The 15,006-nt window shown below is 54.0% G+C and carries 13 protein-coding genes; 6 read left to right on the top strand and 7 right to left on the bottom strand.

All coding sequences use genetic code 11. The features are described from left to right. The first annotated feature begins 18 nt into the window (after positions 1-18). The 3 genes from priA (at position 19) to KIS77_18310 (ending at position 3,546) form a co-directional block, all read left to right on the top strand. Positions 19-2,463: a primosomal protein N' gene (gene priA / locus KIS77_18320; GenBank protein ID MCW5924284.1), complete on the top strand. Its 2,445-nt coding sequence runs from the start codon at positions 19-21 to the stop codon at positions 2,461-2,463. Positions 2,464-2,605: 142 nt separating this feature from the next. Continuing rightward, positions 2,606-3,151 carry a porin family protein gene (locus KIS77_18315; protein ID MCW5924283.1) on the top strand — a complete coding sequence of 182 codons (546 nt, stop codon included), beginning with the start codon at positions 2,606-2,608 and terminating at the stop codon, positions 3,149-3,151. An 11-nt stretch (positions 3,152-3,162) separates the two neighbouring features. Continuing rightward, positions 3,163-3,546, top strand: coding sequence for an RNA-binding S4 domain-containing protein (locus KIS77_18310; protein ID MCW5924282.1), 384 nt, complete (start codon positions 3,163-3,165; stop codon positions 3,544-3,546). 260 nt (positions 3,547-3,806) lie between these two features. Here KIS77_18310 and KIS77_18305 read toward each other — a convergent pair whose 3' ends face one another. Then, positions 3,807-4,118 (bottom strand): SCP2 sterol-binding domain-containing protein, encoded by a 312-nt coding sequence (locus tag KIS77_18305; protein ID MCW5924281.1) that lies wholly within the window; start codon positions 4,116-4,118, stop codon positions 3,807-3,809. A gap of 125 nt (positions 4,119-4,243) precedes the next feature. Here KIS77_18305 and KIS77_18300 point away from each other — a divergent pair, with 125 nt between their 5' ends. Continuing rightward, positions 4,244-5,158, top strand: coding sequence for a glycerophosphodiester phosphodiesterase (locus KIS77_18300; GenBank protein MCW5924280.1), 915 nt, complete (start codon positions 4,244-4,246; stop codon positions 5,156-5,158). 158 nt (positions 5,159-5,316) lie between these two features. On the opposite strand, the gene KIS77_18295 is transcribed toward KIS77_18300, so the two are convergent. The 5 genes from KIS77_18295 to KIS77_18275 form a co-directional block, all read right to left on the bottom strand. Continuing rightward, a complete protein-coding gene (locus KIS77_18295) occupies positions 5,317-6,045 on the bottom strand; it encodes a hypothetical protein (GenBank protein ID MCW5924279.1) in 729 nt (242 codons plus the stop codon). Between the two features lie 39 nt (positions 6,046-6,084). Next, on the bottom strand, positions 6,085-9,012 hold the full coding sequence (locus tag KIS77_18290; protein MCW5924278.1) for a glycosyl hydrolase: 2,928 nt from the start codon (positions 9,010-9,012) through the stop codon (positions 6,085-6,087). A 195-nt stretch (positions 9,013-9,207) separates the two neighbouring features. After that, positions 9,208-9,708, bottom strand: coding sequence for a hypothetical protein (locus KIS77_18285; protein MCW5924277.1), 501 nt, complete (start codon positions 9,706-9,708; stop codon positions 9,208-9,210). A 67-nt stretch (positions 9,709-9,775) separates the two neighbouring features. After that, positions 9,776-10,573 (bottom strand): DUF4163 domain-containing protein, encoded by a 798-nt coding sequence (locus KIS77_18280; GenBank protein MCW5924276.1) that lies wholly within the window; start codon positions 10,571-10,573, stop codon positions 9,776-9,778. 80 nt (positions 10,574-10,653) lie between these two features. Further along, positions 10,654-11,811, bottom strand: a complete 1,158-nt coding sequence (locus KIS77_18275; protein ID MCW5924275.1) for a cysteine desulfurase — start codon at positions 11,809-11,811, stop codon at positions 10,654-10,656. Positions 11,812-12,034: 223 nt separating this feature from the next. Between KIS77_18275 and KIS77_18270 the strand changes: the two genes are divergently transcribed. Next, entirely contained in the window at positions 12,035-12,253 is a 219-nt protein-coding gene (locus KIS77_18270) for a four helix bundle protein (protein ID MCW5924274.1), read from the top strand. Positions 12,254-12,290: 37 nt separating this feature from the next. Here the strand turns inward: KIS77_18270 and glmM are convergent, their stop codons facing one another. Next, positions 12,291-13,667 carry a phosphoglucosamine mutase gene (glmM, locus tag KIS77_18265; GenBank protein MCW5924273.1) on the bottom strand — a complete coding sequence of 459 codons (1,377 nt, stop codon included), beginning with the start codon at positions 13,665-13,667 and terminating at the stop codon, positions 12,291-12,293. Between the two features lie 298 nt (positions 13,668-13,965). Here glmM and accD point away from each other — a divergent pair, with 298 nt between their 5' ends. Next, positions 13,966-14,841 (top strand): acetyl-CoA carboxylase, carboxyltransferase subunit beta, encoded by an 876-nt coding sequence (accD, locus tag KIS77_18260; GenBank protein ID MCW5924272.1) that lies wholly within the window; start codon positions 13,966-13,968, stop codon positions 14,839-14,841. Positions 14,842-15,006: the final 165 nt, after the last annotated feature.

Genomic DNA, 15,006 nt, shown 5'->3' with positions numbered 1-15,006 from the left:
GGTTTCTTTTTACGCTCAATGCTCTACGCCGACATCATCCTCCCCCTCGCGCTGCCCAAACGAACCTACACCTACGCCGTGCCCGACGTGCTGGCGGCGCTCGTGCAACCCGGCGTGCGGGTGGAAGTACAGTTTGGCAGAAGCAAAATTTACAGTGGCCTCGTCGAGCGCGTTCATTCGGAGACACCTGACTACCAGATGAAAAACATCATTGCCGTGCTCGACGAGGTGACGGTGGTGACACCCCAGCAACTCCAACTTTGGGACTGGCTGGCCGATTATTATTGCTGCACATTGGGCGAAGTGATGCAAGCCGCCTTGCCCGGCCATCTGAAGCTCACGAGCGAAACTAAACTCGTTTTCAACCCAAATTTCGGCGACGATTTTTCCGAATTGAGCAACGACGAGTATCTCGTCGCCGAGGCGCTGCACATCCAAAACGAGGTGACGATTGACGACGCGCGGAAGATTTTGAATAAAAAAACCGTATTTCCCGTCGTTCAGGGCCTACTGAGCCGAGGCGTTCTGTTTCTGCGCGAGGATTTGCAGGAAAAATTCAAACCCCGCAAAGTCACCGCCGTTCGCCTCGCCGAGCCGTACCGTTCGCAGCCCGATTTGCTCAAAGAAGTTTTTTCGGAATTGCAAAAAAAAGAGCGGCAGGTCGAAATTCTGATGGCGTACATGGCTTTGAGCCAACGGCAGCCCGTCGTGCTGCGGCAAGAGGTGTTGCAAAAAGCCGACGTGTCGCCCTCCTCGTTTGCGACTTTGGTGAAAAAAGGCATCTTGGAAACCTACGGACGCGAAGTGAGCCGACTGAGCGGCTACGAGGACGAACTGACCGACGCGGGCGAACTTTCTTCCGAACAACGCCGCGCTTTTTTGGAAATAAAGGATTGTTTTTCCACCAAAAACGTCGCGCTGCTGCATGGGGTCACGGGCAGTGGCAAGACGCGCATCTACGTCGAGCTCATCCGCGACGCGATTCGGCAGGGCGGCCAAATTCTCTATTTGCTGCCCGAAATCGCCCTCACAACCCAACTCGTCGAGCGGCTCCAACGCATCTTCGGCAGCGAGGTGGCGGTGTATCATTCCAAAATAAATTACAACGAGCGCGTGGAAGTGTGGCGCAGCGCGGCGGCGGGAAAACCCGTCGTCATGGCCGCTCGTTCGGGGCTTTTTTTGCCTTTCCAAAACCTGCAACTCATCATCGTGGACGAAGAGCACGACGCTTCGTTCAAACAATTCGACCCTGCGCCGCGCTATCACGCCCGCGACACGGCGATTTATTTGGCAAAACTCTACGGCGCGAAAGTCTTGCTCGGCACGGCCACGCCAGCCCTCGAAACTTACCACAACGCCACCACCGGAAAGTATGGCCTCGTGGAACTCAACGAACGTTTTGGCGGGCTTCAATTGCCCGAATTCCAGCCCATTGACCTGCGCGAGCAGTACAAAACCCGCCAGATGCAAAGCATTTTTTCCACGCCTTTGCTGGAAAATTTGCAACTCGCTTTGGATGCTGGCGAGCAAGTCATCCTCTTCCAAAACCGCCGCGGCTACTCGCCCGTGCTCGAATGTCAGACCTGCGGCTGGACGGCGATGTGCCGCCACTGCGATGTGAGCCTCACGTTCCACAAGCACTCGAACCGCCTGCAATGTCACTACTGCGGCTATCAGCGCGAGCCGGTCAGCGTGTGCCCCGCCTGCGGCAGCGGCAAAATCACGCTGCTCAGCTTCGGCACGGAGAAAATCGAAGAGGAACTCAAAATTTTCCTCCCGAAAGCCCGCATCGCGCGCATGGATTTGGACACGGCTGGCACGAAAACCAACCTCGCCGCCTTGCTCAACGACTTCGAGGAAAAGCGAATAGACATCCTCGTGGGCACGCAGATGGTGACAAAAGGCCTTGATTTCGAGAATGTCGGCGTGGTGGGCATCCTCGGCGCCGACCAACTCGTGCGCTTCCCCGACTTCCGGGCAGGTGAGCGGGCTTACCAACTCCTGACCCAAGTAGCTGGTCGCGCCGGTCGCAAAAACAAGCAGGGTCGAGTGTTGATGCAGGCGTTCAATCCCACGCATCCTGTGCTCCAAGAAGTGCTGAAAGGCGACTTCACGGGCTTCATCCGCCGGGAATTGGGCGAGCGACAGGAGTTTCGCTACCCGCCGTTCACGCGGTTGATTCACCTGACCTTGCGGCACAAAGACGCACACATCGTCCACGACGCGGCGGCGTTTTTCGGAAAATTACTGAGGGAAAAACTCGGCGACCGCGTGCTGGGGCCGGTGCTGCCGCACATCCCGCGCGTGCGCGGCCTTTACGCCGAAAACATCATGCTCAAACTGGAAAAATCAGCCCCCTTGCTGGCGAACGCGAAGGCTTTGATTCGCCACTCGACGGAAATCATGCTGGGGCGACAGGGCTTTGGGCAGGTGTTGGTGGGGGTGGATGTGGACCCGGTGTGAGGGGGCCGAATCAGAATTGGAAGAGTGAGGGCAAAAGACGAGAAGGAATTTCACCTTCTAAATCCTTCAACCCCATCCTTTTCTTCTTAATTTCTCCTCTTATCCCGCCATTTATGTAAGTTTGCCCACAAAATTTTACAAAATGAAACAACTGACTACACTCGCATTGCTCCTTTTGCTGGTCTTTCATGTGCAAGCACAAACCGAAAAAGGCGACTGGCTGGTCGGTGGCGAACTGGGTTTTCGCACCGTCGAAAGCAACAGCAACTTCAACTTCTCTCCTTCGGCAGGCTGGTTTATCCTGAACAATTTTGCCCTCGGCGCCAATCTTGGCATTGACCTTTCCAAGACGGGCGACACCAAAATCCGCTCTTGGGGACTTGGGCCATTCATGCGGTTCTATTTTCCGGGTGAGACTTTCCGGCCTTTTGTGCGTGCCAGCTGGGAGGGGCTGCGTAGGCGGACGGAGACCTTGGGAGTTTCCAACACAGAGAAGGGAAACAGCTACTTCTTGGGGCTGGGCTTGGCAATTTTTATCAATGAAAACGTGGCGCTCGAACCCGTGGCGGGCTACACAAGCACAAGCCTGAAAGACCGGGAGCGTGAGGGTGGATTCGCCTTGCGCATGGGGTTCCAGGTCTATCTCAACAATGAACAAATGCAGGTGCTGAAACTGAAGAAAAACTGATTTTAGCCGACATGACAAAAATCCGAATTGACAAATGGCTGTGGAGCGTGCGCATCTTCAAGAGCCGCACTATTGCCACCGATGCCTGCAAAGCGGGCAAAGTGCGCATCAATGGCGAGGCCGTGAAACCTTCGCACCTTATTTCGGAAGGCGAAGTCGTGTGGGTGAAAAAAGAAGGTTTCCATTTTCAATATCGCGCCATCCAGTTGATAGAGAAACGTGTCGGGGCGCCCATCGCGGTCACTTGCTACGAGGACATCACACCCGAAGCGGAAAAGAAAAAATACGAGGAGTGGTTTCTCAACGCGGCTCCCGTGGTGGAAAAGCGAGAGCGTGGCACCGGACGACCTACCAAAAAGGAACGCAGGGAACTCGACGAATTCAAAACACTGTGACGAGAATTCACAAGCGATAATTGTTGAAAGGATTGATAAGATTTACAGGCTTTTTCCCAAAAAAAGGGGCGAATCCTGCAAATCGTGTCAATCCTGTCGAAATTTGCTTCACCCTACCGGACATCGTTTTTGTGCTGCAAAGGCACAAAATGTGGCAAATCAATGCGTATTTTGCTTTGCGTCCTTGTGACTTCGTGGCAAATTTGACAATGGCCAGTAGTGTGGACGGACACGCACTTTCCCGCCCTTGCTTCCTTTCGTCAGGCAAGCCCAAAAATTTTCGCGTATTTGAGCATCTCGCCGGGGTTGCTGATTTTCAGTTTGCCTGTCATCATGGCCATCATGGGGTTGAGCTCGCCTTTGAGCAGTTTGGCGAACGAGTCGGCCGAGGTGCTTACCTTGCAAGAAGGCTCCCCATTGAAGCCTTCGGAGACTTCCAGCTTGCCGTCAGCGACTTTTACCGTGAATTGGCCGGCATCGGCAATGTCGAAGTGAAACAGTGTGTTGTGGCCTTCCAGCACTTCGGGATTGGCTTTTTCGGGCAGGGAGAAAAGGAATGTTTTGACGTCCATGATAGGTGGCTTGTTCGATGTTGAAATGGCAATGTCCTTATTCGGAACAACTTCGCAGGCGGATTTAACACTGGCTTAAACTCGGCCGTCGTAGTTTCGCCCAAAGGTAAAACCGCATCTCGAAAATGATTGGGCAAAAACTTCCTTCTGCGTTTCTTTGGCTCATGTTTGCAGCCATTCCTTTCATCTTTTCCTGCAAAAGCGCCTCAAAAGGCCCAGTAGCCGTGCCTGATGGTTTCGACTGGCAGGGGCACAGAGGCAGTCGGGGCATCATGCCTGAAAACACGGTGCCCGCCTTTCTCAAGGCGCTTGAGTATCCGGCAGTGACGACGCTGGAGCTCGATTTGGCCGTTTCCAAGGACCACCAACTCATCGTGAGCCACGAGCCGTGGTTCAACGCCTCTATCTGCCGCCAGCCCAATGGCGATTCCATTCCCAAGCGCGACGAGGAAAAGTTCCTGCTCTATGCGCTGACTGCCGACGAGATTCGCCGTTTCGATTGTGGTGCTTGGGGCAACCCGCGTTTCCCCGAACAACAAAAGCTAAAAGCGCACAAGCCCACCTTGCGCGAGGTGGTGGAAGCTGTGCGAGCCGTGCGGCCCGACGTTCTCTGGAACATCGAAATCAAAAGCCAGCCGCAGTGGGACGGGGTGCGCCATCCACCAGTGGAAACGTTTGCGCAGCTGCTCATCGCCGAATTGAAGGCTTTGGGCATCGAGCGACGCGCGGTGGTGCAGTCGTTCGATGTGCGGGCATTGCAGGCCATGCATCGCCAAGCGCCGGAGATTCGGTTGGCGTTTTTGATTGAAAACTTGCGAGGGATTGACTACAACATGGAAAAATTGGGCTTCACGCCAGCCATTTATAGCCCCTACTATCAGGTTGTGTCGAGGAAGTTGGTGCGCAAATGCCACGCACGCGGCATGAAAATCATTCCGTGGACGGTGAACGAGGTGGCATCCATGCAAGGCTTGATTCGCATGGGCGTGGATGGCATTATCACGGATTACCCGAATCGGATAGCGGCGGTGGGAAAGTGAAGTGGCTTCTGGTTGGGCATGACCGCTTATGGGGGCATTGTCAAAAGCAAAAACTTTGGCAGGAGCAGCGCCCCTGACAAAGTTTTTGTTGCCAACCACTAATCCCGCAAGCGGTCATGCCATGGCTGTTGAACCACGCATTGGGTAGGGGTCCAGCCTTATTTCAGTTTTACTTCCGTAGCCACTGAGGCTTTTTTGTTCTTCTGCTCCTCGTCGAAGGGTTTGAGGGTGATGGTGAGGGTGTGGTTGTTGTTGCTGAGTTGTGTCAAATCGTTGCTCGACTTTTTGATTTCGCGGTCGGGGAAGTGGTAGATTTGCTTGTAGCTCATGTCGGCGAACATCATTTTCATCATGTCCATGCTGTCTTCGCCGCCTTCGTCCTCGCTTTCGGAGAGTGCCTTTTTGATTTCGGCGCCCATATCGCCGGCACTGAGGCGCTCGAAGCTTTTTCCGTTGAACTTGAACACTTCATCTACCTTGCTATCGTACTTGTCCTTATTGACGACCTTCAGGGCGCGATTGAGCGCGGCGATGTCGGCAAAATCAAACGAATAGCCAAACTTGAAGGAGGCGGTATCGTTGATTTCCACCACGTTGGTGATGCCTTGAATGCCTTTGAGCGTGGAGGCTACCCCGCTGATTTCTTGGCCCATTTGCGCCATCGAATTGTCTTCCATGGCAGGAGCGCCTTCGTTCTCCGTGCTGTCGGAGGCCATGCCTTTGAACATATCCATCATGCCCTTCATCTCGCTCATGTCGAGCGTCATGGAATAGTTGCCGTTGCCCTTATCCCTGAATGTGACTTCTTCGATGATGTGCAGACAGCCAGTGAGTGCCATGCTGCCCATTGCAAAGACAGCCAATAAGAGATTTTTTACGTTTTTCATTGAAAATGAGTTTAGAATCAAAGTTTAAGGTTTTGAAGGTTATTCGATGACAAACTCCTTGCTCGCTGTTTTCCCATCTTTTTCCAGCGTAAAGGTATAAACGCCTTTTTGGAGGTAAAGCTTTCCGGTGTCCGCTTTTTCTATTTCCACCGTTTTTGCGGGGTCTTTTTGAGCGGCTTGGAGGGTGTCTTTATATCTTCTCGACGCTTGCTCTTGGATGTCAAGGTTGTAGTGGAATGTGTTGAGCCCTCTGGCGCAGTCCAATTTGCCCGTGTTCAAGACTTGGCCGCCTTCCTTGTTTTTGACGGTCCATGTGGCTTTGCCTGCGCTGTTGGCAAAAAACCAAATAGGGAGCTCGGGGTCTTTCGCTGCCTGATAGGGTTCTTTTTTGCCCCAGTTTTTGCTGAATTTTCTTTTTTCAATGTCAAATAAGGTCAGCGTGGAAGCCAGCACCTCGGCGTTTATTTGCTGAACGTTGGAAATGTCAACTTTGAACAAGGAGCGCCCGTGCGTGCCTGCTATCAAGTGTTTGGCTTTGGGCTGGATGGCGAGGTCGTGCACTGGGGCTTTGGGGAGTTCGGCGCTCAGGGTTTGGAATGTCTTGCCCCGGTCGAGCGAAAGGTACAGGTTGTGGTCGGTGCCTACGAAAAGGAGGTCGGGGTTCGATGGGTCTTCCCGCACCACGTTGATGGGTTCGGCGGGCAAGTCGAGACCGATGCGTTCCCAGTTCTGGCCGTAATTTTCGGAAACGTAGAGGTATGCGGCGAAATCGTCCCATCGGTAGCCATTGAGGCTGACATAGACGCGAGCGCGTTCGTGGGCGCTGGCTTGTACCCGCGATACCCACATTTTCGGGGGCAGATTGTCGGATATGCGAGTCCACGTCTCGCCACCGTCGCGGGTGAGGTGGAGCAGGCCGTCGTCGGAGCCTGCGTAGAGCAGGCCAAACTTCAGCGGGCTCTCGTGGATGGAGGTGAGGGTTCCGTAGGGCACGTTGCCGGTTTGGCCGCCATGGGTCAGGTCGTGGGAGATGGCTTCCCAGTCGTCGCCCCGGTTGAAGGAGCGATAGACTTTGTTGGCGCCGAGGTAGAGCACGTCTTGCTGGTGGCGGCTGAGGTGTATGGGGGTTTGCCAGTTGAATCGCAGTGGTCGCTCCCCGAGCTCGTGCCTAGGCGTGATGGGTTTGCGTTGGGTGGTCGTCCTGTTGATGCGGAAATAGTTGCCAAACTGGTAGCCCGCGTAAACCGTGTTGTTGTCGCGGAAATCCACCTGCACTTGCATCCCATCGCCGCCGAGCAGCGGTTTGTAGGGATAATGCCCGGTGGCGTGCCAGTCAGTGGAAGCTTTGTAGGTGGAGGGGCCGACCCAAACGCCGTTGTCCTGTGTGCCGCCATACACATTGTATGGCTCTGCTTCGTCCACTGCCACGGTGTAGAACTGGCCTACGGGTGGCGTGTTGCAGAGGAGCCACGATGCGCCGTCGTCCCAGCTGATGTTGAGGCCGCCGTCGTTGCCGTTCACGAGGTGGCCGGGCTTGGCGGGGTTGAGCCAGAGGGCGTGGTGGTCCACATGGACGTTGTCGCCATTGATGTTTTTCCAAATTTTGCCGCCGTCGTCGCTGCGTATGATGTAAAAACCGATGAGGTACACCTTGTCGGGGTTGTCGGGCAGGCAACGGATGTTGGAGAAATAATAGCCGTAGGTGAAGTTCATCATTTCGAGCGGTTCGTCGTGGGTGCGTCGCCAAGTTGCCCCGCCGTCGTTGCTTCTATAGACTTCCGCGCCGATATAGTCGGTCTCGAAGAGGTTGTTGTTCGCGTCTTCCAGATATTCCACCAAGGCAATGGGCTTGAGTTTGTCTTTTTCAATCAGGCCTTTCACTTGTTTGGTAGTGTATTTTTCGGGGAATCGGTTTTGTTTCAGAAACTCGGCGAGTTTTTCGTCTGATATTTTTAAAAAATCCTCTTTGGAAATGCTGCGTAGTTGGTCTTTGGTCAGCAGGTCGTCCGTTGGTTTTTCCTTTTTGGGCTTGGGGTTTTGATTGTCCAAACAGGCGTACAGCACGGTTTTCCCATTCGCCCGGCCTACGGCCAATCCGATGCGCCCGATTTTGCTGCCTGTGGGGAATTTGCTTCCGGTGGTGCTGATTTTGACCCAGTTCTCTCCACCGTCCGAACTTTTCCAAATCCCGGAGCCTTCGCCGGCACCGTCGAAGTTCCAAGCGCGTCGGCTGCGTTCCCAAGTGGCTGCGTAGAGGATGTCCGGGTCGTTGGGGTCTATCACGAGGTCGATCGCTCCCGTGTTTTCATTGACGAAAAGTATGCGCTGCCAGTTTTTGCCTCCGTCCATGGTTTTGAAGACACCGCGCTCGCTATTGGGGGAGTAAAGGTGGCCCAACACGGCCACCCACAGGGTGTTGGGGTCGGAAGGGTGCAGCACGATGCGCCCGATGTGGTGGCTTTCAGGCAGGCCGCGCCATTCCCATGTCGCCCCGTTGTCGGCGCTGCGATAGATGCCCGTGCCAGCGTAGGATGAGCGGCTGCTGTTCACTTCGCCTGTGCCGACCCAGATGATGTTGCTTTTCCAGTTCACGGCAATGTCGCCGATGGTCATGCTTGTCTCTTGGTCGAACACGGGCTTGAACGCGGTGCCGTTGCTCTCTGTATGCCACAAGCCGCCGGAGGCATAGGCGACGTACATTTCTGCTGGGTTGTGCGGGTTTACATCTACATCAGTGACTCGGCCAGAGAAAACGGAGGGGCCGATGCTTTCGGGTTTGAGGGCTGCGAGCAGTGAGTTTTTTTCCAAGTTTTTTCTTTGCTCAAAACCTTGCAGGCGCGATTCGGCGGGCGTGGGGGCGGGCTGAGCAAAGAGTGTGGTGCCGAAAAGAAGAACAATGGGGATTGAGCAAAAACGCAAAATGTTTAGTCGAAAAAGGGAAGGGTATAAGTTGGCTTGTTTTCTCATGATACAAAATTTAGCGGGAAGGTACAATAGAGTTGTTGCGGTGGAGGTCTTTGGCGAAGGAAAAGCCCTTTTCCCGACTGACTTCGTTAAATTTTTCGCCGAATATACCCGATTTCGACTGCAAAATTTGTCTTGCCAGTCAAAGAAATGACAATTCTCTTCACTCAAAGCTCTCTACCGCAACAACTCTAATATTCATCTTTGAATAGGAGGCGGGGCAAAATTTATTTCTATCATGCGCAGCCGGTGTTTTTCCCCCATTTTCAAGGTGCGACGAGTGTTGAGGAAATAGCCGATGCCCAGCGAGCCGGCGGAGGCGCCGTACAAAGCGCCGTAGTTGGTGCCCTCGTCTCGGTAGATGGCGGCGATGGTGGTGGCCAACGCCAGCGAGGCGCCAAAAGCAAACATGGCTCCTCCCGTGATGCGCCACACGGGCTTTCTTCTGACTTTGAGGTGGCTGATGTCGCCAAGTTCTACCGGAAAATTGTCGAGCAGCACGATGCTTCGGTCGGGCAGCATATCGGTGATGGTGCGGTCGTACCAGTAATTTTCTTTTCCGGCGACACGGTAGAGCAGTGGGTCGCCGATATACATCTTGGATGGTCGGGCGTTGTTGGCGCGTTCGAGCAGCAGTATTTTTTGGCTGTTGGCCGAAAAATGAGAGAGGGCAAAGATGAAGAAAAGGAGGAGGCGCATACAAGGCGTTTTGGGAACAAAGAACGGCGTAAAGTGTGAAATCGCGGCGGTGTGGGGAAGATTCGGTTCAATCTACCCATTTTCCCCGTTCGACCAAGTCGCGCAATTGTTCCCATGTGAGCGTGATTTCGGTGGGGCCTACGGCCCACGGCGCCACCTCATAAGGATTGTAGAAAAAGCGTAGCCCGTCGGGTACGATGCAGACGTTGGTCGGCAAGGGCAATTGAGTGAGCTCGGGGAACAACAGGTCTGCGAGAGTCGCGTCGGGCATCGCTTCCTTCTTGGCATCCACAAAGCCCTCTTCGAGCATGGGGCGCAGCGCAGCGGTGTCGCGCACGATGTCAAAGAGTTGGACGGGCTGCCCGCTGCTGAGATTGTATGTCGTCAGCGACGCATGATAGTAGGGGTGTGCTCCACCTGTGAACCCGCTGCATGTCATCTCAAAAGAAACGAACCGAGCGGAATTGAGGAGGGTTTCGGTATTGACTCCCTTGGTGTAGTCCGCGTCCCAATCGGGCGACATTTTCAGATGTTCTTTCAACATGGCCAAAAGGTTTTTTTGCACGGAGTCAAGCGCCTGCTCGACCGACATTTTCGGGTTGGCCTCCAGCCCTGTCAAGGCTTTTTCGCGCAGCGCCTCGTTGATGGCACTGATGGCGGCGACGTTGCGCTCGCTCGAAAGGGTCGGGTAACGCAGCGTGACTTCCGCACAGACGGTACTGTCTCTGGCACATTTGCGAATGGTCTTTTCTTCCATTTTCACCACCGCGAGCGCGGCGGTTGGTGGTTGGCTGGGCTTGTTTTGTGTGCAAGCGAACAGCAGTTGGAACGTGGCCAATGACAGCCAGAGGAAGCGTTTTTGCATTGTTGCAAGTGTTTTTTAAGAGGCGCTTGGCCTGTTGAGATTGAATCGGGTGCACTGCATCATAACGCGAGGGGCGATGGCTATGCGACGACAGCCGCCGATGCTCGCATGGGCAATATCGTTTTGAGTTTTTCCACCACAAAATCCACTTCTTCCTTCGTGTTGTAGTGTGAAAACGAAAAGCGAATGCTCTTCCGGGCCGGGTCGGCGCCGATGGCTTCGAGGACGTGGCTGCCCTTTTCCGCCCCGCTTGAGCAGGCGCTGCCGCCAGAGGCACTCACGCCCGCGATGTCGAGGCTGAGCAACAGCAATTCATTTTTCGGTGAGGGGGGAAAGGACGCGCTAAGCACCGTGTAAAGACACTCGCCGTCGTGGTCGCCGTTGAACTGGATACCCTCGAAGGCCTCCATCAGTCGCTCTTTCATGTAGTTGCGCACTTCGCGGATGTGGGCGCTGCGCTCGTCCATTTCGGCGGTGGCGAGTTCGAGGGCTTTGGCGAGGCCGACGATGCCATACACGTTCTCTGTGCCGCCGCGCATGTTGCGCTCCTGCCCGCCGCCGTCAATGAAGGGTTTGAGCGGCGATTCGGAGTTGATGTAAATGAAGCCCACGCCCTTGGGGCCGTGAAATTTGTGTGCCGCGCCGGAAAGGAAATTGACGGGTGTCTGTTGCACGTTGACGGGGAAATGGCCGACGGTCTGCACGGTGTCGGAGTGGAGCAACACGCCGTATTGCCGACATAGGGCGGACACTCGTTCCAAATCGAGCATGGTGCCGATTTCATTGTTGGCGTGCATGAGCGAGACGAGCGTTTTTACGCCCGCGCTTTCTTGCAAGGCTTGTTCGAGTGCTTCTAAATCAACGCGCCCGCGCTCATCCACCGGCAGCCAAACGACTTCCACGTTGTCAATTTTTTCTTCAGTTTCAATCGTATGAAGGCCGCAATGGTGCTCCGTCGGGCTGGAAATGATGCGGCGAACGCCGAGGTCGCGCACAGCGCATTTGATGGCCATGTTGTTGCTCTCTGTGCCGCCGGAGGTGAAAAATATCTCCGACGTGCTCGCGCCGATGCACTGGGCAACGGTCTTGCGGGCGCTCTCGATGATGGCGCGGACGCTGCGGCCTTCGGCGTGGATGGACGAGGGGTTGCCGTATTGCTTGCGCAACACGGGCAGCATAGCAGTGATGACTTCTTCGGAGATAGGGGTGGTGGCGGCGTTGTCGAAATAGACTCTCATTTTACGGTAAACGGTTGACGGTACACGATGCACGGTTAGGAGGTGCAAGGTGTACGGATTTTTTATTTTTGTATTTTTCAGTTCACACTTATACCTCGTGCCGCCAAGTTTTCAGCATGGTTGGAAGGATGAGATCACGTTTACTAAACTTCAAAAGTTTAGTAAACGTTACCCTAGACGATGCTGAAAACTTGGCGGCGCGAGGTATAAATATTTGATTGTCATGGGAAAATTCAAAGAACTTCGGGTATGGAACGACGCGATGGATTTGACGGTAAAAATCTATGAAATTACAAGACAACTGCCGTTCAGACGCGATTTTGGTCTTTGCGGACAAAGTTTTTGCCTCCTTGAAAAACCTTATCAAAAGCCGGGCGGTAGCAACCTTTTAAATCTTCTAATTGGTTTTTTTTATCTCTTTTGCAGGACCAATTTAAACTAACCTCGTTGTCAACTCTACGCCGTGTACCGTGTGCCGCTTACCGTAAAGATTGGATATCCTGAATAATTTTCTTCGCCAAATTTTCCGCCACCACAATCGAATTGCTCTCCGAATAAACCCGAATAATCGGCTCCGTATTGGAAGGGCGCAGATGCACCCAGCCCTGTTCGAAGTCAATTTTGAGACCGTCCTCGGTGTTGATTTGCTCGCGCTGGTATTTCTCTTTCAGGGCAAAAAAGATTTTGTCAAGGTCAATATCGGGTGTGCGCTCGATTTTGGATTTGGCCATCTGATAGTCGGGGTAGGTTTTGCGGAGCGTGGAAATCTGCCGACCACTTTTGACCAAATGGCTGAGAAACAATGCGATGCCGACCAATGCGTCACGACCGTAGTGCAAATCTGGCAGGATGACCCCGCCATTGCCTTCACCGCCGATGACGGCTTTCACGGCCTTCATTTTTTCCACCACATGGACCTCGCCGACGGGGGAGGCAAAGTACTCGCCGCCGTGTTTCTCCGTCACGTCGCGCAGGGCGCGAGAGCTGGACAGGTTCGACACGGTGTTCCCTTTTTTCTTCGACAACACATAGTCGGCCACCGCCACGAGGGTGTATTCTTCGCCAAACACTTCGCCGTCTTCGCACATGAACACGAGCCTGTCCACGTCGGGGTCAACGGCGATGCCGAGGTTGGCTTTTTGCTGCCGAACGCTCGTGGAGAGTTGGCCGAGGTGTTCTTTCAGCGGTTCGGGGTTGTGGGCAAAGTGACCGTTCACCTCACCATTGAGCAAAACCACCTGACAGCCGAGTGCTTCCAATAGCGGCGGCACAGCTAATGCACCCGTCGAGTTGATGGCATCCACCACGATTTTGAACTGTTTGGCGCGGATGGCCTTCGCGTCCACCAAGGGCAGGGCAAGGATTTTTTCGATGTGCTTTTTGATGTAGGTATCATCTTGCCGATAGCCGCCCAATTTGTCAACGGTTGCGTATTCCACATTTTTCTTCGCCACGAGGTCAAGCACCGCCTCGCCGTCTTTGGCGCTGATGAATTCGCCCTTGTGGTTGAGGAGTTTCAAGGCGTTCCATTCTTTGGGGTTGTGGCTTGCCGTGAGGATGATGCCGCCGCCTGCTTTCTCGAGCGGCACGGCGATTTCCACCGTTGGGGTGGTGCTGAGGCCGAGGTCAATGACGGAGATGCCCATCGCCCGCAACGTATTGATGACCAATGCACTGACGATTTCGCCAGAGATGCGCCCGTCGCGACCGACCACGATGATGGGTTTGCCGGAGGTTTTGAGCACCCACTGCCCAAAGGCAGCCGTGCATTCCACAATATCCTGTGGGGTCAGATTGTCGCCGGGGCGGCCACCAATGGTGCCGCGAAAGCCCGAAATGGATTTAATGAGTGGCAAATTTCGAAGGTAAGTTGAACGTGAAAGTGTCTATTCGCTTGGGAGGCAGCGCAAAGGTAGGGAGAAATTTTATTCGGGCGAATGTCGGCAGGCTTTCAATGTAGTTAGCTTTTGGGCGACATTTGGCGCGAGGGCGCGATATATTTATAGGAGACGCAAACATCGGCTTTGCACCCACGAGCGATGCAGGGATAGAATCATTTTCTGCCGACCGCTCTATTCATGCTTGTTTTTTCCAAGTCGCGCTATCTTTGCCTCCCCCGACTAACCCGCCAATCATCAATCAAAAGACAAGCCCATGAGTTGGTACAAACGACTGCGCGAAGGCATATCCACCGCCACCAAGTCGAAAAAAGACGTGCCGGAAGGTGTGTGGTTCCAGTGCAAAAGCTGCAAGCAGACCAGCACCACTCGCGACCTCCGCGACAATTTCTACAAATGCCCCAAATGCGATTATCACACCGCCATCGGCTCAGAGGAGTACTTCTATCTGCTGTTCGATGGCAGCTCCTATACCACGCTCTTTGACAACCTCGTCTCCGTTGATTTTCTTAACTTTACAGACCTGAAGCCTTACGACAAGCGCCTCGAGGAGACGCGCAAGAAGACGAATTTGAACGACGCGCTGGCCGTGGCCGAGGGCATGGTGAATGGCTATCCGCTCGTGGTGGCGGCCATGGATTTTAAGTTTATCGGCGGCTCGATGGGGTCGGTGGTGGGTGAAAAAATCTCGTTGGCAATAGACCGCTCCCTCGAAACAAAATCGCCCCTGCTCATCATTTCCAAATCGGGCGGCGCACGCATGATGGAAAGCGCCTTCTCGCTGATGCAAATGGCAAAAACCAGCGCCAAACTCACCCTGCTCGCCAAGGCCCAATTACCCTATTTTTCGCTCATGACCGACCCTACCACAGGCGGCGTGACGGCTTCTTTCGCCATGTTGGGCGACATCAATCTGGCCGAAACGGGTGCGCTCATCGGTTTTGCGGGGCCGCGTGTCATCCGCGAGACCATCAAGCGCGATTTGCCCGAAGGGTTCCAAACCGCCGAGTTTTTGTTGGAAAATGGCTTTGTGGACTTGGTGGTGAATCGCAAGGACTTGAAGGAAACGATGGGGGACTTGCTGTCGTTTTTTGCCAAAGGGCAGCCCCAACCTGTGACCTTGCCCACATAAGTACTGAGACAAAATTATTCAAGCATTTCACACGACGACACAACGGCACAAAAAATTGATTATCAGAAAAATAAAATCGTATTGTCGCCGTGTCGTTGTGTGAAATAAATCTGTCCGGGTACTTAGTTTTTTTCTTCCAATGAAAAACGCACCTCTCGTTTGCTT

The sequence above is a fragment of the Saprospiraceae bacterium genome (genome assembly GCA_026129545.1).
In the GTDB taxonomy this organism is placed as follows: Bacteria; Bacteroidota; Bacteroidia; order Chitinophagales; family Saprospiraceae; genus M3007.
This window is presented reverse-complemented; position numbering and strand designations above follow the sequence as displayed.

What these genes read in the sequence shown, in the direction of transcription:
- priA (MCW5924284.1), top strand. Translation starts at nt 19, where the DNA reads ATGCTCTACGCCGACATCATCCTCCCCCTCGCGCTGCCCAAACGAACC.
- KIS77_18315 (MCW5924283.1), top strand. Translation starts at nt 2,606, where the DNA reads ATGAAACAACTGACTACACTCGCATTGCTCCTTTTGCTGGTCTTTCAT.
- KIS77_18310 (MCW5924282.1), top strand. Translation starts at nt 3,163, where the DNA reads ATGACAAAAATCCGAATTGACAAATGGCTGTGGAGCGTGCGCATCTTC.
- KIS77_18305 (MCW5924281.1), bottom strand. Translation starts at nt 4,118, where the DNA reads ATGGACGTCAAAACATTCCTTTTCTCCCTGCCCGAAAAAGCCAATCCC.
- KIS77_18300 (MCW5924280.1), top strand. Translation starts at nt 4,244, where the DNA reads ATGATTGGGCAAAAACTTCCTTCTGCGTTTCTTTGGCTCATGTTTGCA.
- KIS77_18295 (MCW5924279.1), bottom strand. Translation starts at nt 6,045, where the DNA reads ATGAAAAACGTAAAAAATCTCTTATTGGCTGTCTTTGCAATGGGCAGC.
- KIS77_18290 (MCW5924278.1), bottom strand. Translation starts at nt 9,012, where the DNA reads ATGAGAAAACAAGCCAACTTATACCCTTCCCTTTTTCGACTAAACATT.
- KIS77_18285 (MCW5924277.1), bottom strand. Translation starts at nt 9,708, where the DNA reads ATGCGCCTCCTCCTTTTCTTCATCTTTGCCCTCTCTCATTTTTCGGCC.
- KIS77_18280 (MCW5924276.1), bottom strand. Translation starts at nt 10,573, where the DNA reads ATGCAAAAACGCTTCCTCTGGCTGTCATTGGCCACGTTCCAACTGCTG.
- KIS77_18275 (MCW5924275.1), bottom strand. Translation starts at nt 11,811, where the DNA reads ATGAGAGTCTATTTCGACAACGCCGCCACCACCCCTATCTCCGAAGAA.
- KIS77_18270 (MCW5924274.1), top strand. Translation starts at nt 12,035, where the DNA reads ATGGGAAAATTCAAAGAACTTCGGGTATGGAACGACGCGATGGATTTG.
- accD (MCW5924272.1), top strand. Translation starts at nt 13,966, where the DNA reads ATGAGTTGGTACAAACGACTGCGCGAAGGCATATCCACCGCCACCAAG.